The 19,099-nt window shown below is 74.8% G+C and carries 20 protein-coding genes; 14 read left to right on the plus strand and 6 right to left on the minus strand.

Translation table 11 applies throughout. From position 1 onward, the window contains the following. Window positions 1-92 precede the first annotated feature (92 nt). From glnII to ACZ4W5_RS06025, 5 genes are all read left to right on the plus strand, one after another. On the plus strand, window positions 93-1,115 hold the full coding sequence (gene glnII, locus ACZ4W5_RS06005; protein WP_360236313.1) for a glutamine synthetase: 1,023 nt from the start codon (window positions 93-95) through the stop codon (window positions 1,113-1,115). A gap of 271 nt (window positions 1,116-1,386) precedes the next feature. Next, a complete protein-coding gene (locus tag ACZ4W5_RS06010; RefSeq protein WP_465653181.1) occupies window positions 1,387-2,484 on the plus strand; it encodes an LLM class flavin-dependent oxidoreductase in 1,098 nt (365 codons plus the stop codon). A 138-nt stretch (window positions 2,485-2,622) separates the two neighbouring features. Beyond that, window positions 2,623-3,159, plus strand: a complete 537-nt coding sequence (locus ACZ4W5_RS06015) for a hypothetical protein (RefSeq protein WP_402484670.1) — start codon at window positions 2,623-2,625, stop codon at window positions 3,157-3,159. Beyond that, window positions 3,156-3,695, plus strand: coding sequence for a hypothetical protein (locus tag ACZ4W5_RS06020; protein ID WP_360236322.1), 540 nt, complete (start codon window positions 3,156-3,158; stop codon window positions 3,693-3,695). The genes ACZ4W5_RS06015 and ACZ4W5_RS06020 overlap by 4 nt, the downstream gene beginning before the upstream one ends. Next, window positions 3,689-4,528 (plus strand): MOSC domain-containing protein, encoded by an 840-nt coding sequence (locus ACZ4W5_RS06025; protein WP_465653183.1) that lies wholly within the window; start codon window positions 3,689-3,691, stop codon window positions 4,526-4,528. Before ACZ4W5_RS06020 ends, ACZ4W5_RS06025 begins: the two co-directional genes overlap by 7 nt. On the opposite strand, the gene cobC is transcribed toward ACZ4W5_RS06025, so the two are convergent. Both cobC and ACZ4W5_RS06035 read right to left on the minus strand, forming a co-directional pair. Continuing rightward, window positions 4,494-5,660 (minus strand): Rv2231c family pyridoxal phosphate-dependent protein CobC, encoded by a 1,167-nt coding sequence (cobC, locus tag ACZ4W5_RS06030; RefSeq protein ID WP_465653185.1) that lies wholly within the window; start codon window positions 5,658-5,660, stop codon window positions 4,494-4,496. The genes ACZ4W5_RS06025 and cobC overlap by 35 nt on opposite strands. Further along, window positions 5,657-7,015 (minus strand): cobalamin biosynthesis protein, encoded by a 1,359-nt coding sequence (locus ACZ4W5_RS06035; protein WP_465653187.1) that lies wholly within the window; start codon window positions 7,013-7,015, stop codon window positions 5,657-5,659. Before ACZ4W5_RS06035 ends, cobC begins: the two co-directional genes overlap by 4 nt. 285 nt (window positions 7,016-7,300) lie before the next feature. Here ACZ4W5_RS06035 and ACZ4W5_RS06040 point away from each other — a divergent pair, with 285 nt between their 5' ends. The 4 genes from ACZ4W5_RS06040 to ACZ4W5_RS06055 all read left to right on the plus strand — a co-directional run bounded on the left by ACZ4W5_RS06040 (window position 7,301) and on the right by ACZ4W5_RS06055 (window position 11,695). Further along, a complete protein-coding gene (locus tag ACZ4W5_RS06040) occupies window positions 7,301-8,269 on the plus strand; it encodes an alkaline phosphatase family protein (protein ID WP_465653189.1) in 969 nt (322 codons plus the stop codon). A gap of 5 nt (window positions 8,270-8,274) precedes the next feature. Beyond that, window positions 8,275-9,594, plus strand: coding sequence for an MFS transporter (locus ACZ4W5_RS06045; RefSeq protein WP_465653191.1), 1,320 nt, complete (start codon window positions 8,275-8,277; stop codon window positions 9,592-9,594). 84 nt (window positions 9,595-9,678) lie between these two features. Next, on the plus strand, window positions 9,679-10,713 hold the full coding sequence (locus ACZ4W5_RS06050) for a TolB family protein (RefSeq protein ID WP_465653193.1): 1,035 nt from the start codon (window positions 9,679-9,681) through the stop codon (window positions 10,711-10,713). Window positions 10,714-10,810: 97 nt separating this feature from the next. Then, window positions 10,811-11,695 carry a hypothetical protein gene (locus ACZ4W5_RS06055; RefSeq protein ID WP_465653195.1) on the plus strand — a complete coding sequence of 295 codons (885 nt, stop codon included), beginning with the start codon at window positions 10,811-10,813 and terminating at the stop codon, window positions 11,693-11,695. Window positions 11,696-11,765: 70 nt separating this feature from the next. On the opposite strand, the gene ACZ4W5_RS06060 is transcribed toward ACZ4W5_RS06055, so the two are convergent. Beyond that, window positions 11,766-12,740: an EamA family transporter gene (locus ACZ4W5_RS06060; RefSeq protein ID WP_465653197.1), complete on the minus strand. Its 975-nt coding sequence runs from the start codon at window positions 12,738-12,740 to the stop codon at window positions 11,766-11,768. A gap of 137 nt (window positions 12,741-12,877) precedes the next feature. Here ACZ4W5_RS06060 and ACZ4W5_RS06065 point away from each other — a divergent pair, with 137 nt between their 5' ends. From ACZ4W5_RS06065 to ACZ4W5_RS06075, 3 genes are all read left to right on the plus strand, one after another. Then, entirely contained in the window at window positions 12,878-13,387 is a 510-nt protein-coding gene (locus tag ACZ4W5_RS06065) for a MarR family winged helix-turn-helix transcriptional regulator (RefSeq protein WP_402484692.1), read from the plus strand. Window positions 13,388-13,463: 76 nt separating this feature from the next. Beyond that, complete coding sequence (locus ACZ4W5_RS06070) at window positions 13,464-13,919, plus strand: hypothetical protein (RefSeq protein ID WP_465653199.1); 456 nt, start codon at window positions 13,464-13,466, stop codon at window positions 13,917-13,919. Window positions 13,920-13,926: 7 nt separating this feature from the next. Next, window positions 13,927-14,100 carry a hypothetical protein gene (locus tag ACZ4W5_RS06075; RefSeq protein WP_360236355.1) on the plus strand — a complete coding sequence of 58 codons (174 nt, stop codon included), beginning with the start codon at window positions 13,927-13,929 and terminating at the stop codon, window positions 14,098-14,100. A 12-nt stretch (window positions 14,101-14,112) separates the two neighbouring features. Here the strand turns inward: ACZ4W5_RS06075 and ACZ4W5_RS06080 are convergent, their stop codons facing one another. Together ACZ4W5_RS06080 and ACZ4W5_RS06085 are read right to left on the minus strand one after the other, a co-directional pair. After that, window positions 14,113-14,769: a class I SAM-dependent methyltransferase gene (locus ACZ4W5_RS06080; RefSeq protein WP_465653202.1), complete on the minus strand. Its 657-nt coding sequence runs from the start codon at window positions 14,767-14,769 to the stop codon at window positions 14,113-14,115. 61 nt (window positions 14,770-14,830) lie between these two features. After that, window positions 14,831-16,006 carry an FAD-dependent monooxygenase gene (locus tag ACZ4W5_RS06085; RefSeq protein WP_465653204.1) on the minus strand — a complete coding sequence of 392 codons (1,176 nt, stop codon included), beginning with the start codon at window positions 16,004-16,006 and terminating at the stop codon, window positions 14,831-14,833. A gap of 128 nt (window positions 16,007-16,134) precedes the next feature. Here ACZ4W5_RS06085 and ACZ4W5_RS06090 point away from each other — a divergent pair, with 128 nt between their 5' ends. Then, a complete protein-coding gene (locus ACZ4W5_RS06090; RefSeq protein ID WP_465653206.1) occupies window positions 16,135-16,755 on the plus strand; it encodes a TetR/AcrR family transcriptional regulator in 621 nt (206 codons plus the stop codon). Between the two features lie 62 nt (window positions 16,756-16,817). Further along, the gene (locus tag ACZ4W5_RS06095; RefSeq protein WP_465653208.1) at window positions 16,818-18,548 is read left to right on the plus strand and encodes a serine/threonine-protein kinase; all 1,731 of its coding nucleotides are present in this window, start codon (window positions 16,818-16,820) and stop codon (window positions 18,546-18,548) included. A gap of 34 nt (window positions 18,549-18,582) precedes the next feature. Here the strand turns inward: ACZ4W5_RS06095 and ACZ4W5_RS06100 are convergent, their stop codons facing one another. Further along, window positions 18,583-19,059, minus strand: coding sequence for an OsmC family protein (locus tag ACZ4W5_RS06100; RefSeq protein WP_465653210.1), 477 nt, complete (start codon window positions 19,057-19,059; stop codon window positions 18,583-18,585). Between the last annotated feature and the right edge of the window lie 40 nt (window positions 19,060-19,099).

Genomic DNA, 19,099 nt, shown 5'->3' on the forward strand with positions numbered 1-19,099 from the left:
TTCACATGCGCGTTACACGAGAGGAACAACCGGGAAACGGCGGCTTGCGACGCTACGCGGGCATCCACCACCCAGCAATAGAGGGACACGCCGTGGCAATCAAGGCCGAGTACATCTGGATCGACGGCACCAAGCCGACCGCGAAGCTCCGTTCCAAGACTCGCGTCCTGCCCAACGCCGACAAGATCCCGACCTGGGGCTTCGACGGTTCCTCGACCAACCAGGCCGAGGGCCACGCCTCGGACCGCGTGCTGGAGCCGGTGAAGGTTGTCAAGGACCCGATCCGCGGTGGCGACAACATCCTCGTCCTGTGCGAGGTCCTGGAGACGGACGGCACCCCGCACGAGTCCAACACCCGCGCCCTGCTGCGCGAGGTCGAGGAGAAGTACACCGCGCAGGAGTCGATCTTCGGCATCGAGCAGGAGTACACCTTCTTCAAGGGCTCCCGCCCGCTGGGCTTCCCCGAGGGCGGCTTTCCGGCCCCGCAGGGCGGCTACTACTGCGGCGTCGGCGCCGAGGAGGTCTTCGGCCGCGAGATCGTCGAGCTGCACCTGGACCGCTGCATCGACGCCGGCCTGGCGATCTGCGGCATCAACGCCGAGGTCATGCCCGGCCAGTGGGAGTTCCAGATCGGCCCGGTCGACGCCCTGACCGTCTCGGACGACCTGTGGATCGCCCGCTACCTGCTCTACCGCACCGCCGAGGAGTTCGGCATCGACGCCACCCTGGACGCCAAGCCGGCCCGGGGCGACTGGAACGGCGCGGGCGCCCACACCAACTTCTCCACCAAGGCGATGCGCGAGGGCTACGACGCCATCATCACCGCCTGCGAGTCGCTCGGCGCCTCCCAGGAGAAGGTGCTGGAGCACGTCACCCAGTACGGCGCCGACATCGAGTCCCGCCTGACCGGCAAGCACGAGACCGCCCCGTGGAACGTCTACAGCTACGGCGTCTCCAACCGCGGCGCGTCCGTCCGCATCCCGTGGCAGGTCGAGGTGGAGCAGAAGGGCTACATCGAGGACCGTCGCCCGAACGCCAACGTCGACCCGTACGTCGTCACCCGCCTGCTGATCAACACCTGCTGCGCGGCCCTGGAGAAGGCCGGCCAGGTCTGATCCCCGCCTGACGTACGCAAGGTACGCAACGCCCGCAGGCCCTTCCCCACCCGGGGGAGGGCCTGCGGGCGTTGTGGTGTGTCGGGCATAATCGGGCGCATGACCGCTCCGACCCGCCCCTGCCTCGTGCGCCGTCTGCACGTGGACCTGGCGCGGGTGTGGGCGGCCGGCTGTCGTCGTCGGTGAGTTCCCAGCAGCAGGTCCGAAGCGGGTCCGAAGTAGGACCGACCGACCCCCGACAGCACACCGGCCGCAGGAGTGTGTCCGTTCCATGGCTCTCACCTTCCACTGGTTCCTCCCCACCAACGGCGACAGCCGGCAGATCGTCGGCGGCGGGCACGGCTCGACGCCCGGGACGGCCGGGTCCGACCGGCCGCCGAGCATCGCGTACCTGGGCCAGATCGCCCGCAGCGCCGAGCAGTTGGGCTTCGAGGGGGCGCTCACCCCGACCGGCGCCTGGTGCGAGGACGCCTGGCTGACCACCGCGATGCTGACCCAGGTGACCGAGCGGTTGAAGTACCTGGTGGCGTTCCGGCCCGGCCAGATCAGCCCCACCCTGGCGGCGCAGATGGCCGCGACCTACCAACGGCAGTCCGGCGGAAGGCTGTTGCTCAACGTGGTGACCGGCGGCGAGTCCGCCGAGCAGCGGGCCTACGGGGACTTCCTGGACAAGAACGCCCGCTACGCCCGCACCGGGGAGTTCCTGGACATCACCCGGCGGCTCTGGGCGGGGGAGACCGTCGACCACCACGGCCCCCATCTGCGGGTCGAGCGCGCGAAGTTGAACCGGCTGCCCGACCCGGTGCCGCCGGTGTACTTCGGCGGCTCCTCCCCGGCGGCCGGGGATGTCGCCGCCCGGTCCGCCGACGTCTACCTGACCTGGGGCGAACCGCCCGCCCAGGTACGGGAGAAGCTCCGCTGGATCCGCGAACTGGCCGCCGCCCGGGGCCGGACGGTGCGGTTCGGCATCCGGCTGCACGTGATCAGCCGGGACACCTCGGCGCAGGCCTGGGCGGAGACCGAGCGGCTGCTCGCCGGGATGGACCCGCAGCGCGTCCGGGAGACCCAGCGGGCCCTCGCCGAGAGCGAGTCGGAGGGGCAGCGGCGGATGCTCGCGCTGCACGGCGGCTCGGCGGAACGGCTGGAGGTGCACCCGGGGCTGTGGGCCGGTATCGGGCTGCTCCGCGGCGGGGCGGGCACCGCGCTGGTGGGCAGCCACCGGGAGGTCGCCGACCTGATCACCGAGTACCACGAGCTGGGGATCGACGAGTTCGTGCTGTCGGGCATGCCGCACCTGGAGGAGGTCTACTGGTTCGGCGAGGGGGTCCTGCCGCTGCTGGCCGCCCGCGGGCTGTGGCGCCGGCCGTGAACGGTCGCGGCGGCCAGCAGCGGCGGCGTCCGTCGCGGCAACGGTCGCAGCGGCCGCCGTGGCGGCATCGGTTGCAGCGGCCGTCGGGTCGGGGCAAATCACTGGTCAATCCCGTGCCACCACCGGAGAATTCACGGCATGACTCGACAGCCGCTGCTCCTCCTCGACGTGGACGGACCCCTCAACCCCTACGCCGCGCCGAGGCTGCGGCGGCCGGACGGCTACCGGACGCACGAGCTGATGCCCACCTGGTGGGCCGAGCGGCAGACCCGGCGGGCCGCCGACGGCGTGGCGAAACCGCTGCGGGTGTGGCTGAACCCGGCGCACGGGCCCGAGCTGCTGTCGCTGCCGTACGAGCTGGTGTGGGCGACCACCTGGATGGACGAGGCGAACGCCCTGATCGGCCCGCGCCTCGGACTGCCCGAACTCCCGTACGTGCGCTGGACGGAGCTGTTCGGCGAGGATCCGGACGGGCTGCACTGGAAGACCAGGGACGTGGTGGCCTGGGCCGCTGGTCGGCCGTTCGTCTGGGTCGACGACGAACTCGGGCCGCAGGACGCCGAATGGATCGCGGCCCACCACCCGGGCCCGGCGCTCACCCTGCACGTCAACCCCCGGGTCGGCATGCTCGCCGACGACTTCGCGGCCCTGCGGGACTGGGCGGCCGCCGCATGACCGGGTCGCCGTTGCTCCTGATCGACGTGGACGGGCCGCTCAACCCCTACGCCGCACCGGACTCCCGCTGCCCCGAGGGCTACGGCACCCACCGGCTGCTGCCCGAGTCCTGGGTCGCGCGGCACGCGCCGCAGCCGCGGGAGCAGGTCGAGCCGCTGCGGGTGTGGCTGAACCCGGCACACGGGCCGGAACTGCTGTCGCTGCCGTACGAGTTGGCGTGGGCGACCACCTGGATGGACGAGGCGAACACCTTCATCGGCCCGCGCCTCGGACTGCCCGAACTCCCGTACGTCCGCTGGACCAACCTGTTCGGCGAGGATCCGGACGGGCTGCACTGGAAGACCAGGGACGTGGTGGCCTGGGCCGCCGGCCGGCCGTTCGTCTGGCTGGACGACGAACTCGGGCCGCAGGACATCGAGTGGATAGCGGCACACCATCCGGCCGAGGCGCTGCCGCTCTGGGTCGACCCCCGGGCGGGGCTGCGGGAGCTGCACTTCGCGGCGCTGCGGGAGTGGGCGGAGGACGCGGCGTGCTGACCGGCGGGTCCGTGGGTGAACTGGTCGGCCGGGTCGAGCGGTTGCGGCGCCACCCGGTCAAGTCGCTGCTGGGGGAGGACCTCCCGGCGGCCGAGGTGTCCACGCGGGGCCTGGCCGGGGACCGGGCGCGCGCCCTGCTGGACCTGGAGACCGGACGGGTGGCCAGCGCCAAGAACCCCCACCGGTGGGCCGCACTGCTCGACTACTCGGCGACGGCCACGGCGGACGGCCGGGTGGCCGTGACCGGCCCGGACGGGCGCGCCGCGGGGGAGGCGGAGCTGTCCGAGGCCTTCGGCCGCAAGCTGGCCCTGATCGCCGAGCGCCCGCCCGGTGCGGAGGTCGAGCGGGCCGTGCCGGAGGAGGTACTGGCGCGCGGGATCGAGGCGGAAGTCCCGGTGACCGTCAACGAGTTGGGGCGGGCCGCGCCGGACGGCGGGTTCTTCGACTTCGCTCCGCTGCACCTGATCACCAGCTCCACCCTGCTCGCCGTCGGCGTCGAGGCGGAGCGCTACCGGCCGAACCTGGTGCTCCGCACCGAGGGCGAGGGCTTCGTCGAGAACGCCTGGGTGGGGCGGGAGTTGACCGTCGGGGAGAGCCTGCGGCTGCGGATCGTGGCACCCACCCCGCGATGCGCCGTCCCCACCCTGCGGCACGGCCCGCTGCCCCGCCGGACGGAGGCACTACGGGGCCCGGCCGAACGCAACCGGCTGGTCCCACTGGCGGGCATGCCGGCGCTGCCCTGCGCGGGGGTGTACGCCCAGGTGCTGGCGCCGGGATCGATCCGCACCGGCGACCCGGTCAGGCTGGACGGAGCGCCGTCTCCAGGGCGTTGAGGAAGCGGTCGGTGGTCTCCTCGTCCCGGACGGCGATCCGCAGCCAGTCCTCGCCCAGGCCGGGGAAGGTGTCTCCGCGCCGGACGGCGAAGCCGAGCTCGCGCAGCCGCGCCCGGACCACCGCCGCGCCCGGCAGCCGGACCAGGACGAAGGAGGCGGCCGGCTCGCCGTGCAGCCGTACGGCCGGGAAGGCGGCCAGCCCCTTCACCAAGTAGTCGCGCCACAGCGCGAGTTCGACGGCCGCCCGGTCCGCCTCGGCGAGCGCCGCCGGGCCGCTGCAGGCCTCGGCGGCGGCCAGCGCCGGGGTGGAGACCGGCCAGAGCGGCTGGGCGGCGCCGAGGGCGGCGATCAGCGGCGCCGGTCCGAGTGCGTAGCCGATCCGCAGTCCGGCCAGGCCCCAGGTCTTGGTGAGGCTGCGCAGGACGACGACCCGGCCGGGGAGGTCCCGGGCGGCGGCGAGGGACTCGCGCTCCCCCGGCACGGTGTCCATGAACGCCTCGTCCACCACCAGGGTGCGCCCGGGGCGGGCGAGCGCGGCGACGGCCTCGGCGGGGTGCAGGACGGAGGTCGGGTTGGTCGGGTTGCCGAGGACGACCAGGTCCGCCTGCTCGGGGACGGCGCCCAGTCGGAACCCGTCCTCGGGGGAGAGCAGCACCCGGTGCACCCGGTGCCCGGCGTCCCGCAGGGCGGCCTCCGGCTCGGTGAACTGGGGGTGCACCACGACGATGTGACGTGCCGTCAGGACGCGGGCGATCAGCACGAAGGCCTCCGCCGCCCCCGAGGTGAGCAGCACCTCCTCGACCGGGCGCCCGTGCCGGGCGGCCACCGCCGCGCGGGCGGCGCCCTGGTCGGGGTAGGCGGCGAGGGTGCCGAGGGTGGCGGCCAGGTGCTCGCGCAGCCAGGCCGGCGGCGTGCCGGTGCGGACGTTGACGGCGAGGTCGACCAGGCCGCTGCCGTCGGCGCGCAGTTCGGCGTCGCCGTGGTGGCGCAGGTCGGGTTCGGTGCCGGTGGCGACGGCGCTGCCCCGGTCGGTGTCGCCCCGGTCAGTGCTGGTCCGGCCGATATCACCTCGGTCGGTACCGCCCCGGTCGGTGTCGCCCCGGTCAGTGCTGGTTCGGTCGGTGGCGGTCATGCGGGGATCCCGTCGGTGTCGGCGGGGAGGCCGGGCACCCGCAGCAGCTCGTACGCCCCGGGCGGCACGGTGAGCCCGGCGCCGTCGCCCAGGGCGACCAGGGCGACGGCGTGCCCGTGCGCGGCGAGGGTGACCGCCGCCCCGGTCGGGTCCAGCGCCTCCCCGGCGCCGTCCCTCGGCACCCGGTCAGCCACCCCGGAGTCGCCCGGCCCGGGCTGCTCGGGCACCGCGACCCGCCTGGTCCCCGGCCGGAGCAGGGCGGCCACCGCCTCGACCGCCTCCGGCCGGCCCACCACCACCGAGGCGCGCCGCAGTTCGGTCAGCGCCCGGGGCACCAGCAGGTCGTGGGCGCCCGGCCCGAGGCCGACCAGCGCCAGCCGCCCGCGCACCGCCGCCCGGGCGATCGCCACCGTGGCCGTCGCCGACTTCCGCTTGGGGACGACGAGTTCACCGCCGTGGGCGCCGGCCAGCGCCGCCGCCTCGGCCACGCTCGCGGTGCCGACGGCCGTACCGACCGCCTCGGAGGGGTTCGGCACCGTGATCCGGGCCAGCTCCTCCGCGGGGTGCTCCTCCACCGGCACGTACAGGCACCGCGCGGCCCAGCGCACCGCCGGGTGGTCGGCCTTGCCGGTCACGGTGGCGATCCGGGCGATCGCCGAGCGCAGGTGGCCGGTCTCCTTGAGCACGTCCATCAGCAGCCGCATGGCCTCGGTCGGTTCGGTGCCGCTGCCCGTGCCGATGCCGACCACCAGGGTGCGCGGGACGACCAGCAGGTCGCTGCCGCCCGGGTCCTCCCGGTCGGTGATCCGCAGGACGGGGGCGTCCTCGGGCGCGTCCGGCCGCACGTTCGGGGGCAGTGCGGGCAGCGGGTACGCCACCTCGGTGACCAGTCGGACCGGCCGGCCGTCGGCCGCCGCCTCCGCGGCCTCGCCGGCGCCGGCCCGGCGGTACCGGACGGCGTGCGGGGTGAGCACGTCGAGCGGGTTCCCGGGGCCGGGCGGCGGGCCGGTGAGCACCGGGGTGACGCCGAGGGCGCCCGCCACCTCCTCGGCCAGCTCCACCGCGGAGTCCGTGTGGCTCAGCGGGATCACCCAGCGCCGGCCCGGGTCCACGCAGAGCACCTCGGCGCCGCGCGGGACGTCGACGCGGGGGTCGGTCAGCAGCCCGACGACGGCGGCGAGCGATCCGACGGCGACCACCTGGCGGTGGCGGTCGAGCGCGGACTGCATCGCCTCCGGCCCCTGGAAGCAGTTGCCGTGCGAGGCCCGGTAGGCCTGGGAGCTCTCCGGCCAGAGCTGCTGAAGTTCGTCGGTCAGCGGGCGGCCCGGCCCGTAGATGGCGACCAGTCCGATCACGTACCGCACTCCTTGCCGTCCCCGGCCCGGTGCTCGCGGGCCCCCGTGATCCCACCACGGGCGGTGGAGGGGGGTCAATCGCGGCGGGTGTGACCTCCGCCGTGGTGCCGGGGCGGTGCGGTCGGACCTGCCCTGCACGGTGTGGTCCGGCGTCCGGTTGCTCCGTACCGGGACTGCCTCGCAGCTGTTCGCCTGTTCTTCATTTCTCTTGTGCGGTACACGACACGCCGCGATCCTACTGTTCTCGGCGCTCCCGCCCCGGAAGCCCCGACCCCGGAGGACCCCATGGCCTTCGCACGACTCCGCACCCCCGGCACCCCCGCCCCCACCGCCGGCCCCACGGCCGGCACCCCCACCGCCGGCCCGCGCCCCGCCCGTCGCCGCAGGCTCCGCCCGATCACCGCCCTCGCCACCGGCCTCGGCCTGGTCGCCGGCTCGCTCGGCCTGTGGGCCGCGGGCGGCAGCGCGGCCGCCGACACCGCCGCCGCCCTGCCCTCGCCCGACCACGTCGTCGTCGTGGTGATGGAGAACCACGCCTACTCCCAGGTGATCGGCAGCTCCAGCGCGCCGTACGTCAACCACACCCTGGTGGCCGGCGGCGCGAAGCTGACCCAGTCCTACGCGCTCACCCACCCCAGCCAGCCCAACTACTACATGCTGTTCTCCGGCAGCGCCCAGGGCGTCACGGACGACAGCTGCGTGGACGTCGGCGCGCTCCAGGAGCCCAACCTCGCCTCCGAGCTGCTCGCCGCCAACCAGACCTGGGCCAGCTACAACGAGGGCCTGCCCGCGGTCGGCGCCACCGACTGCCGGGTCGACAACTACGCCCAGAAGCACAACCCGTGGTTCGGCTTCGGCAACGTGCCCACCTCCAGCGCCTACGGCATGGACGCCTTCCCGACCGACTTCACCACCCTGCCGAAGGTCTCCTTCGTCGTCCCGGACCTCTGCGACGACATGCACGACTGTTCGGTCGGCACCGGTGACACCTGGCTGCAGGACAACCTCGACGCCTACGCCCAGTGGGCCAAGAGCAACAACAGCCTGCTGGTGGTGACCTTCGACGAGGACAACCGGCTCGCCGGCAACCGCATCCCGACCATCGTCTACGGCGCCCACGTCGCCCCCGGCAGCTCCACCGCCACCCGGTACAACCACTACGACGTGCTGCACACCCTGGAGGACCTGGCCGGCGTCAACGCCCACGCCGGCAACTCCGCCGGGGCCTCCGACATCACCGGCATCTGGAACTGACGCCGGTGTACGTCGCGGACTCCCGCAGCTCGAAGGCCCCCGTCGCACCGGCCACCGGCCAGGTGCGGCGGGGCGCCGCCCTGCGCTCGGTGCCGGGGGCGGTCCTCGCCCTCGGCGCGGTCAGCATGGTCACCGACGTCTCCTCGGAGATGGTCAACGCCGTGCTGCCGCTCTACCTGCTCACCGGACTCGGCCTCTCCCCGCTCGGCTTCGGCCTGCTCGACGGCATCCAGAACGGATTCAGCGCCCTGGTCCGGCTGGTCGGCGGCCACCTCGCCGACCGCCGCGGCCGCGACGGGGCCGCCCGGCACAAGGCCGTCGCGGCCGTCGGCTACGGGCTCTCCGCGCTGTGCCGGCCACTGCTGCTGTTCGTCCACACCGTGCCGCTGATCGGCGCCGTCATCGCCGTCGACCGCACCGGCAAGGGCCTGCGCACCGCCCCCCGGGACGCGATGATCTCGCTGGCCACCGAACCCGCCCACCGCGGCCGGGCGTTCGGCGTGCACCGGGCGATGGACACCGCGGGCGCCCTGCTCGGCCCGCTCACCGCCTTCCTGGTGCTGCGGCTGGCCGGCGGCCCGATGCTCGCCGACGGCGGCGAACGGCACGGCTACGACGCGGTGTTCACGGTCAGCGCCTGCGTCGCCGCGTTCGGCGTGCTGATCCTGCTGCTGTTCGTACCGAACCGGCAGAGCGGCGAGGCGCCGTCCACCGCCACCCCCTCGCTGCGCAGCAGCCTCACCCTGCTGCGCCTGCCCGGACTGCGCCGGCTCACCCTGTGCGCCGTCCTGCTCGGGCTCACCACGGTCAGCGACTCCTTCCTGTACCTGCTGATCCAGCGCCGACTCGGCCTGTCCGTCAACCTGTTCCCGCTGCTGCCGCTCGGCACCGCGGCCGCCTTCCTGCTGCTCGCCGTCCCGCTCGGCGCGCTCGCCGACCGGATCGGGCGCCGCCGCCTCTTCCTGCTCGGCCACGGGGTGCTGCTGCTCGGGTACGGGCTGCTGCTCTCGCCGCTGCGCGGGCTGCCCGCCGTGCTCTGCGTGCTGCTGCTGCACGGCTGCTTCTACGCGGCCACCGACGGCGTGCTCGCCGCCGCCGCTGCCGACGCCGTCCCCGCCGAACAGCGCGGCGCCGGGCTCGCCCTGGTCGGCACCGGGCAGGCGCTGGCCCGGTTCGCCTGCTCGCTGCTGTTCGGCGCGCTGTGGAGCGCGGTGGGCGGCCCGACCGCACTCGCCTGGTCCGCGGGCGCCCTGGCGCTGTGCGTGGCCGGGGCCGCGGCGGTGCTGCGCCGCTCGGAACCCGTCGCCGTGGAGGAAGGCCCGTGAACCCCGTGGAGGAGAGCCCGTGAACCCGGAGGGGAGCCCGTGAATCCCGTGGAGGAGAGCCCTGAACCCCGTAGTGGAGAGCCCGTGAACCTGCAGAACAACCGCAGCCGGGTGATCGTGCTGCTGCTCGCCGTCCTGGTGCTCGGTGCGGTCGGCACCGGCGCCGTCCTCTACGCGGCCGACCGCGGCGCCGAGCGCGACCGAGCCCAGGCCGGCGGGCCGGCCGTCGAACCCGGCCCGGTCTCGCTCCAAGTACCCTCCAGCGGGCGCCAGTTGCTGTTCCGCAGCATGGCCTGGGGGCCGCACCGGGACGAGATCACCAGTGTCCCCGCCGACCACCCCGACGGCCCGCGCACCGCCTCCGGCACCCAGTGCCTGCGCTTCCACGCCGCCGCGGGCACCGGCATCTGCCTCCAGGCCCAGCACGGCGCGCTCGACGACACCTACCGCGCCGTCGTCCTGGACGACCACCTGCACGAACGGCGCTCCTTCCCCGCCGCCGGCATCCCCACCCGCTCCAGGGTCTCGCCGTCCGGGCACCTCGCCGCCTGGACGGTCTTCGTCAGCGGCGACTCCTACGCGGGCACGAACTTCTCCACCCGCACCTCGATCGTCGACGTGCGGGACTGGAACCTGCGGGAGAACCTGGAGGACTTCGCCGTCGTCAAGGACGGCCACCCGTACCAGGCGCACGACGTCAACATCTGGGGCGTCACCTTCGCCGACGACAACACCTTCTACGCCACCCTCGCCACCTCCGGGCAGACCCACCTCGTCCGCGGCGACCTCGCCGCCCGCACCCTCACCACCCTGCACGACAACGTCGAGTGCCCCTCGCTCTCCCCGGACGGCACCCGCATCGCGTACAAGAAGCGCGTCCCCGGTCTGTCGTCCGACGCCCCCTGGCGGCTGTACGTCCTCGACCTCGCGACCGGCAGCGAGACCGCCACCGCCGAGCAGCGCAACATCGACGACCAGGCGCTCTGGTCCGACACCGGGACGCTGCTGTACGCCCTGCCCGGGGACTACGGCGCCGACCTGTGGACCGTCCCGGCCGACGGCTCCGGCGCCCCGCGGCTGGTCACCAAGGCCGCCGTCGCCCCCGCCTACCTGGGCTGAGGAACTCTCCGCTAACGTCCCACGTCGAGCAGAGTGCGACGTCCCGGCCCGAGGTGCCGGCCGGACGTCCTGATCGAAGCGGGGGAACGAGCGAACCGTGGACGGCATCCCACCCGAGCGCGTGGTCACCGACTCCTGGCCGGCCCTGCACGGCCGACCGGTCCTGCGGCGCACCGTCGCCGTCGGACTCGTGCTGTGCGTGTCCGCCGGCGCCGCCCTGATCGTGCGCGGCGTCAACGCGCTCACCGTCGGCCGGGTCGGGCGGGAGACCGACCGGGACCGCGCCGAGCGGCTGGCGGGCCTCCACCCCTCCCAGCACCCCGGCGCGGGCCGCTACTACGTCCCGGTCGGGGCCGTCTACACCCGCACCTCGGACGGGGCGCCGGTCGCCTACCTCCACTACCGGCTCGGCGGCGGCAAGGACCCCGGCCTCGGCGACTTCCTGCACACCTACGACCTCCCGGAGCCCGGGCCGGCCGCCCCGCTGCCGCCGGACCTCGCGGCCGCCCTCGGGGGCGACGAGCCTTCCGAGGCCCCGGAGCTGCCGGAGCTGCCGGCGGGGGCGGTGGGGTCGACGACGGGGTCGACGACGGGGTTGGCAGGGTCGGTGGGGGAGTCGGGAGCGCCCTCGCCCTCGGGGGCCGCGTCCGCGTCCGCCTCCGCTGCCGTGGTGGATCCGGGGGCCGGTGTCGCGCCGATGGCCGTTCCGGCGGATCCCGCCTCGGCCGACCCCGACCCGGACGGCTCCGGGGGCGCCGCACCGGACGCCGGTACGGACGACGGGGCGGACGACGGCTCCGGCGGCGCCGCGCACGTCCCCGAGGACGGCACTCCTGACCCGGGCCCCACGCCGACCTGGACGCCCACCACCAGCCCGTCCGCCGTCCCCACCCGCGCCCCCTCGGCCCGCCGGATCTACGTGGCGGCCGTCCGGGGCGGGCTGCCCGGCGCCGCCGACATCTACATCCGCGCCACCGGCTGAGCCCGGACACGTCCGCGCCCCGCCGGCCACTGGCCGACGGGGTGGGGACGGGAGCGGAGGCGCTGGGCCGTCAGCGGGCGACCGCCGGCGCCCGGCGCTCGGGTGCGGGGGCCGAGGTGAGGGTCGAAACGGGCGCCGGGACCGAGGTCGCCGGAGCGGGCACCGGGGTGGGTGCCGCCGGGGTGGTCCGCCGGGCCGGGGCCTGGCCGATCAGCATCGCGCCGAGCGCCAGCACCAGCCCCAGCACCTGCCAGGGGGTGAGCGTCTGGCCGAGCACCACCAGGCCGCCGACGGTGGCCACCACCGGGTTGACCAGCCCCAGGAAGGACACCGGACCGGCGCCGAGCCGCTCGATGCCGCGGAACCACAGCACGTAGCCGAGCGCGGTGCTGAGCAGGCCGAGGTAGGCGAAGCCCGCGAGGTTGGCGGCGCTCAGCGCCGGCGGTGCGCCCTCGACCAGCGCCGCCAGCGGGACCAGGAAGACCGAGCCGGCCAGCAGCTGCCAGGCGGTGAGGTCGATCATGGTGGCGCCCTCGGGGCGGCCCCAGCGGCGGGTCAGCACGGTGCCCGTGGCCATCAGGCCGATCGCGGTGACCATCGCGGCGATGCCGATGCCGTCCAGCTTCGCGCCGCTCTTGAGCACCAGCAGCGCCACCCCGGCGACCCCGACCAGTCCGGCGAGCAGCGCCCGCCGCCCGGGCCGGACCCGGAGCACCCCGACCGAGAGCCCGGCGACCAGCAGCGGCTGGATCGCCCCGATGGTGGCCGCCACACCGCCGGGCAGGCGGTAGGCACCGACGAAGGTGAGTGGGAAGAACAGCCCGATGTTGAGCATCCCGAGCACTGCCGCACGCCCCCACCAGCGCCCCTTGGGCAGCTTGCGGCCGATCAGCAGCAGGAGCAGCCCGGCGGGCAGCGCCCGCAGCGCGGCGAGCAGCAGCGGGCGGCCCTCGGGCAGCAGCTGGGTGGTGACCAGGTAGGTGGTGCCCCAGGCGGCCGGGGCGAGTGCGGCGGTGACGGCGATCCCTGCGCGCTTGCGGTCCATGGCGGTTCCCAATCCCCTCAACGTTGACTATCTGAACGTTGAGATATTTCTACGCCTGGGATCGGCGAACGTCAAGTATGTGAATGTTAAGATATCTGGACCGGCAACACCTGGCCGTCCGAGGGAGATGACCGAGCATGCAGCAGCGCGACACCGTCGACGACATCGCCGACCAGTGGGCCAGGAACCGCCCCGACCTGCCGCTGGAGGCCATGGCCCTGATCGGCCGGCTGCGGCGGCTCAACGTCCGGGTCGACAACGCCCTGCGCGAGTACTTCCTCACCTGCGGGCTGGACCCCTCCGAGTTCGACGTCCTCGCCACCCTCCGCCGCTCCGGCGAGCCCTACGAGCTGAACGCCCGCGCCCTGCTCAAGTCCGCGATGGTCACCTCCGGCGCCATCACCAACCGGGTCGACAAGCTCTCCGCCAAGGGCCTGGTCGAACGCAACCCCTGCCCCACCGACCGTCGCGCCGTCCTGGTCCGGCTCACCCCGGCCGGCAAGGACCTCATCGACGCCGCCCTCCCCGGCCACATCCGCAACGAGGAGAGCCTCCTCGCCGCCCTCGACGCCGACGAGCGCGCCCAGCTCGACACCCTGCTGCGCAAGCTCCTCATCGCCCACGGCGACACCGAACCCCTGGGCTGACGGCCGGGTCGTTCGCGTGACCACCACCTCCCGGCCGCGTTAGACCAGCAGGACGACGCGCCGGAGGAGACGCCCGATGAAGCACAGGACCCCCAGGGACATCGCCGTCGACGACCAGCTGCGGGCGGCCGGGGCGGAGGGCGCCCAGTGGCTCGCCGCCGCCGGGTGGGGGCCGCCGGTGAAGGTGCCGCTGCAGAACGCGGCCAAGTGGCAGCGGGAGACCAGGGAACGGATGCTCGCCGCGCAGGAGGACGAGTCCTGCACCTGGTGCGACCACCTGCTGCACGGCGGCCCGCAGCCCGTCGTCGTCCACGCCGAGCACCCCACCCACCTGGTCTGCCGCGCCTGCTCGATCACCGCCCGCCCCCACCGCCGCTGCGCGGACTGCGGCGAGCCGGCCGGCTCGGCCTCCCGGCTCGACGGCCGCGAGGACGTCTGCATGGGCGCGGTGGCGATCTACACCCGCCTCCGCTGCCCCGCCTGCTTCCGCCGCGACCCACTCAACGGGACCTTCGGTACGGGTGCGGGGTGAGTCGGCCTTGTTCTGGCTCAGGCACCTTTCGGCCGTCGAACGACGCGAGTTGGTCGCCGATCTGCGTCGAGTGCTGATCGAATGGCGCGCCACCGCCCGGGTGCTCGCGGATCCCGAGCTGACGGCAGAGCTCAGCAGGCCACTTCCCGGCGACGACCACGGCGAGGTGGTCGGGCCGTGAGTCGAGGCGCGATCAGAGCTGAGCGACCAGCGCGTAGCGCTCGTCCGCCACCGGGCCGCCCCACAGCTCCGCGTCCCCGCTGAGCGGCTCGACGCGCAGCTCCGCCACCAACGGGCGCACCGCAGCGGCGAGTTCGTCCGCGCCCACGCCGCCACCCCAGGGCAGGTGCTCCGCCCCGGCGACGTACGGCGCCGGCTGCTCGCCCGCCTCGCGCCAGCGCCCCTCGACCAGCACCAGCCGCCCGCCGGGGCGCAGCAGCCGCACCCAGGCGCGCAGCGCCCGCTCCGGCTCGGGCAGGGTCCAGATCAGGTGGCGCGACAGCACCACGTCGAAGCCGCCCGCCCGCACCGGCGGCGCGCCCGCGTCCCCCACCAGGAACCGCCCCGCCAGTCCGGCCGCCGCCAGCTTCGCCCGGGCTCGCGCGACCATCCGCGGCGCCAGGTCCACTCCCGTCACCCGGTGCCCGTCCGCCGCCACCAGCTCGGCCAACGACCCCGTCCCGCACCCGACGTCGAGCACCTCCACCGGCCCGCCCGGCAACCACCCCCGCAGCCGCCGCCCCCACGCCGCCCGCGTCACCGCCGCCCGCAGGCCGTGGTCCGGCTCCTCGTCGAAGGCCGCCGCGGCCGCGTCCCAGTAATCCGCGATGGCCCGCCCGGAGTTCGTCATGCCGCCCATCCTCCCAACCACCACCGACATCTGGCCGTTCCTTGTCGGGCCGCGCCCGCCCTCAGGGCGTCGCCTGGAGGGCCGGGGGCTGCCAGTCGTAGATCGCGGTGGTGCGGCCGAGGAGGGTGCGGGTGGGGAGGAGGCCGGCCAGGGTGAGGGCGGTGGTGCGCAGGAGGGTGGCGGCGGGGGTGTGGAGGGCGACCAGGCTGCCGGTGCGGCGGGAGGCGGTGGCGACGGCGGTGGTGCGGGGGAGCCGGGCGGCGGTGTAGGCGGGGAGGGTGGTGACCGGGTCGGTGGCGGGGGTGAGCGGGGAGGCGAGGACGAGGGCGTCCTCGATGGCCTGGCAGGCGCCCTGGCCGAGGAAGGGGCACATGGCGTGGGCGGCGTCGCCGAGGAGGGCGACCCGGCCGTGGTGGTGGGCGGGCAGGGGGTCGGCGAGTTCCCGGACGTCGTTGCGGAGCAGCCGGTCGGGTTCGGCGAGGGCGAACAGCTGGGGGACGGGGGCGCACCAGTCGCCGAAGAGCCGCTGGAGTTCGGCCCGTTCGTCGGTGGCGCGGGCGCCGGCCGGGGCGAGGGCGGCGCCGTAGACGTAGACCCGGTCCTCGGCGAGCGGGGCGATACCGGCGAGGCGGCCGGGGCCCCAGACCTCACCGGCGGCGGCCGGTCGGCGGTCGGGGGTGACGATGGCGCGCCAGGTGGTGAAGCCGCTGTAGCGCGGGCCGGGGTGGTGGGGGAAGAGCAGGCCGCGGGTGGCGGAGTGGATGCCGTCGGCGGCGACGACGAGCGCGGCCTCCTGGTCGCCCTCGCCGGTGCGGACGACGGCGGGCCGCCGGTCGTCGCCCGGGTCGGTGACGGTGGCGGGGGAGCCGGTGCGGACGGTGCCCTCCGGCAGGGCGTCGACCAGGGCGGCGATCACCTCGGCGCGGGCGACGGCGGCGACGGTGTCGCCGAAGCGGGTCCGGACGGCGGCGCTGGTGGTGCGGACGAGCCAGCGGCCGGAGGGGTGGCGGATGCCGACGGCGGGGTGGGCGGTGGCGCGGGCGCGTAGTCGGGGCCCGACGCCGAGCCGGTCGAGGGCACGCAGGGCGTTGGGGGCGAGGGCGAGTCCGGCGCCGACGGGTTCCAGGCTCGCGGCGCGTTCGTGGACGGTGGCGGGGATGCCCTGCCGGTGCAGGGCGAGGGCGGCGGTGAGGCCGCCGATGCCGCCGCCGATGACGATCGCCCGGTGCTGGCCCATGAGGGACTCCTGTTCTCCCACGATCCTGGCCACTACAGCTGTAGTGGTCACTGTTCAGCACCGTACTACACGTGTAGTGAGCCGTAAACTACGACTGTAGTGAGTTGGGTAGCCGCCGAGGAAAGGCCATGATCGAACCCATGACGCCCCCGCGCCTGACGCCCCCGCGCCCGACCCTGATCGCCGACGCCGCCATCGACCTGATCGCCGAGGCGGGCCTGCGCGGACTCACCCACCGTGCCGTGGACGACGCCGCCGGCCTGTCCGTCGGCTCGACCTCCAACCTGGCCCGGACCAGGGCCGCCCTGCTGGAACTCGTGCTCAACCGGATCGTCGAGCGGGAGACCGCCGACCACCCGGTCTTCGCCGAGGGCGAGCGGCCCCGGGCGGCCGCACCGGCCCGCGCGCTGCTGGCCGAGGTCGGCGCCGAGGTGCTGTTCCAGGCGCTCACCAGCGGTCGCAGGCTCACCCTGGCCCGACTGGAGCTCGCGCTGGAGGCCACTCGCAGGCCCGAACTACGCGTCGTCTACGACCGGTTGGGCGCCCGCTTCGCCGAGCTCGGCGCCGCCCTGCTCGCCGCAGCCGGCTCCACCGACCCCGAGGGCGACGCCCGCCGGCTGGTCCGCTGGTGCGACGGCGTGCTGTTCAACGCGACCGCGGGCAGCGGGCACTGGCACGTGCCGATGCCGGAGGAGCTGCGCAGGGAGATCGACCGCTACCTCACCGCTCTGCTGGGTGAGGAGGGTTGACGAGGGGGCGCTGTTCCGGGCGTCCCCCTATACTCCCCCTGCCCGATCAGGCAGGGGGAGACATGCTGGACTTGATGGAGATGGCACTGGTGCTCATGGCCGGTGTCGCGTTGCTGCTGCGGCTGGCGACGCTTCCGGTGCTGGTGCGCGCTCAGACGGCCACGCGCCGGAGGATGTCGGCGGCCGCGGGCGTGGACGCGACCGGGGGTGCGCCGGGCGGCCTCGGCGCGACCTTCGGCGAGCTGGCGATCGGTCTGGTCGTCGGCGTGGCGGCGCTCCTCCTGGTGAGACTCGAGGACCTCCACAGCTACGAGCTCTTCTCCCGGCCGTTCGACCTCGACAGGTCCGTGTACATCGCCTTCGAGTGGCACATTCCCCGGGCCTCGGCGCAGGCCTGGTACGTCGCCCTCTTCGTCGTGCTCCTGCTGCTCTGGCTGGTGCTCTGGTACCTGACCCAGCGCAAGCTGCTGACCAACGGCCTGCCCGAGGAGGTCTGGACGTCCGGGTCGACCCGGGTCCGGCTGATCGGACCGGCGCTGCTCCGCGCGGCGATCGGCGTGTTCCTGCTGCCGGTCGGCCTGCTCTTCTCCGCCCTGGTCTTCCAGGTGGTCGCCCTGCTGGTGAGCCGCAACCCCAAGCCGGTCGGCGCGGCCGCGGCCGGGGACCCGCAGGCACGCGCGTTCCAGGCGGCGCAGGCCGCCGAGGCGTTCCAGGCCGCGATGGCCGGGCAGAACCCGTACGCGTCCACCGCGCAGCCCCCGGCCGCCCCGCCGCATGCGCCGTACGTCCAGCCGCAGGCGCCGCAGGGCCCGTACGTCCCACCGCAGTTCACCCCGCCCGCCCCGCCGACCCCGCCGGCCCCGACCGCCCCGCCGGTGGTGTCCGCCCCGCCCGTCGGCAGCCCGCTGGGCGCGCACGAGCCCCGCACGATCGGCGGTTACCAGCTGCTCGGCCGGATCGGCTCCGGCGGCATGGGCACGGTCTACCTCGCCCAGCGGCAGGGCTCCGCCACCCAGGTCGCGCTCAAGACCATCAACCCCGAACTCCTCGCCGAGGGCGACCTGTTGCGCCGCTTCCAGCGCGAGGCCGAGGTGCTGGCGATGGTCCCCGGCGCCTACACCGCCCGGGTGCTCGACACCGGGGTGGACGCCGGACGCCCGTACCTGGCCATGGAGTTGCTGGACGGCCGCCCGCTCGACGCCCACCTGCGCGAGCAGGGCCCGATCCGCTCCGCCGAGGCGCTGCACGCCCTGGCCCTGGCGCTGGCCGTGGCACTGTCCGGGGTGCACCGGCTCGGACTGGTGCACCGGGACCTCAAGCCGGCCAACATCATGCTGACCACCGCCGGCCCGCGCCTGCTGGACTTCGGCATCGCGGCGATCGTGGACGGCACCCGGCTGACCGCCACCGGCGGCGGCCCGGGCACCCTGACGTACATGGCGCCGGAGCAGTTCGGCGACGAGCGGGTCGGCCCGGCGGCCGACGTGTGGGCCTGGGCATGCTGCGTGGTCTGCGCGGCGTACGGCGTCAGCCCGTTCGCGGCGACCAACACAGGCGCGGTGATCCGCCGGATCGTGGAGAGCGGGCCCGAGCCCGCCGCGCTGGCGGCGGTCCGGGCCCTCGACCCGGAGCTCGCGGCCGTCGTCACCCGCGCCCTGGCCATCGACCCGGCCCGGCGCCCGGCGGACGGTACGGCGCTGCTGGCGGCGCTGGCGGCGGCCCGGTCGACGGCCCCCGACCCCGCCGCCCTGCACGAGCAGATCACCCGGGGCTGGCAGACGCTGGCGCTCTGACCGGGTCCGCGCCCCGGGGCCCGTCGGCCCGCCGCTACCCCGCGACCGTGACCGTCACCTCGGCCTCGTGCCGCACCGGGAAGTTCACCGAGTTGGCGATGAAGCAGCCCCGGTTCGCCGCCGCATGCAGGGAGAGCGCCCGCTCCACCATCCCCGGCTCGGCGACCTCGACCTGCGGGTGCAGCACCACCGAGGTGAAGCGCACGCCCTCCTGGGTCACGGTCATGGTGCCCGCCGGCCGGTCCGCGTACGCGGTCACCACGACCCCGTTCACCGCGCACTGGTGCAGGTACGACAGCAGATGGCACTGGGCGAGCGAGACCAGCAGCAGTTGCTCCGGGTTCCAGCGGGCCGGGTCGCCGCGGAAGGCGGGGTCGGCGGAGCCGGGGATGCCCGGCAGGCCCTCGGCCGACACCTCGACGTCGCGGGCGTAGGCCCGGTAGTCGCTGGTGCCGGTGCCCCGGTTGCCGGTCCAGTTGATCTCGGCGGTGTACTCGTACTGCTTGGCCATGGGGGTGCCTCCGTGGGAAGGGGGTGTCCCCGGACAGTCA

The organism is Kitasatospora sp. NPDC029367, assembly GCF_055569135.1.

Coding starts and splice junctions, on each gene's coding strand:
- ACZ4W5_RS06090 (WP_465653206.1), top strand. CDS start 16,135: ATGATCGAACCCATGACGCCCCCGCGCCTGACGCCCCCGCGCCCGACC.
- ACZ4W5_RS06020 (WP_360236322.1), top strand. CDS start 3,156: ATGACCGGGTCGCCGTTGCTCCTGATCGACGTGGACGGGCCGCTCAAC.
- ACZ4W5_RS06080 (WP_465653202.1), bottom strand. CDS start 14,769: ATGACGAACTCCGGGCGGGCCATCGCGGATTACTGGGACGCGGCCGCG.
- ACZ4W5_RS06040 (WP_465653189.1), top strand. CDS start 7,301: ATGGCCTTCGCACGACTCCGCACCCCCGGCACCCCCGCCCCCACCGCC.
- ACZ4W5_RS06015 (WP_402484670.1), top strand. CDS start 2,623: ATGACTCGACAGCCGCTGCTCCTCCTCGACGTGGACGGACCCCTCAAC.
- ACZ4W5_RS06095 (WP_465653208.1), top strand. CDS start 16,818: ATGCTGGACTTGATGGAGATGGCACTGGTGCTCATGGCCGGTGTCGCG.
- ACZ4W5_RS06085 (WP_465653204.1), bottom strand. CDS start 16,006: ATGGGCCAGCACCGGGCGATCGTCATCGGCGGCGGCATCGGCGGCCTC.
- ACZ4W5_RS06100 (WP_465653210.1), bottom strand. CDS start 19,059: ATGGCCAAGCAGTACGAGTACACCGCCGAGATCAACTGGACCGGCAAC.
- ACZ4W5_RS06060 (WP_465653197.1), bottom strand. CDS start 12,740: ATGGACCGCAAGCGCGCAGGGATCGCCGTCACCGCCGCACTCGCCCCG.
- ACZ4W5_RS06070 (WP_465653199.1), top strand. CDS start 13,464: ATGAAGCACAGGACCCCCAGGGACATCGCCGTCGACGACCAGCTGCGG.
- ACZ4W5_RS06065 (WP_402484692.1), top strand. CDS start 12,878: ATGCAGCAGCGCGACACCGTCGACGACATCGCCGACCAGTGGGCCAGG.
- ACZ4W5_RS06010 (WP_465653181.1), top strand. CDS start 1,387: ATGGCTCTCACCTTCCACTGGTTCCTCCCCACCAACGGCGACAGCCGG.
- cobC (WP_465653185.1), bottom strand. CDS start 5,660: ATGACCGCCACCGACCGAACCAGCACTGACCGGGGCGACACCGACCGG.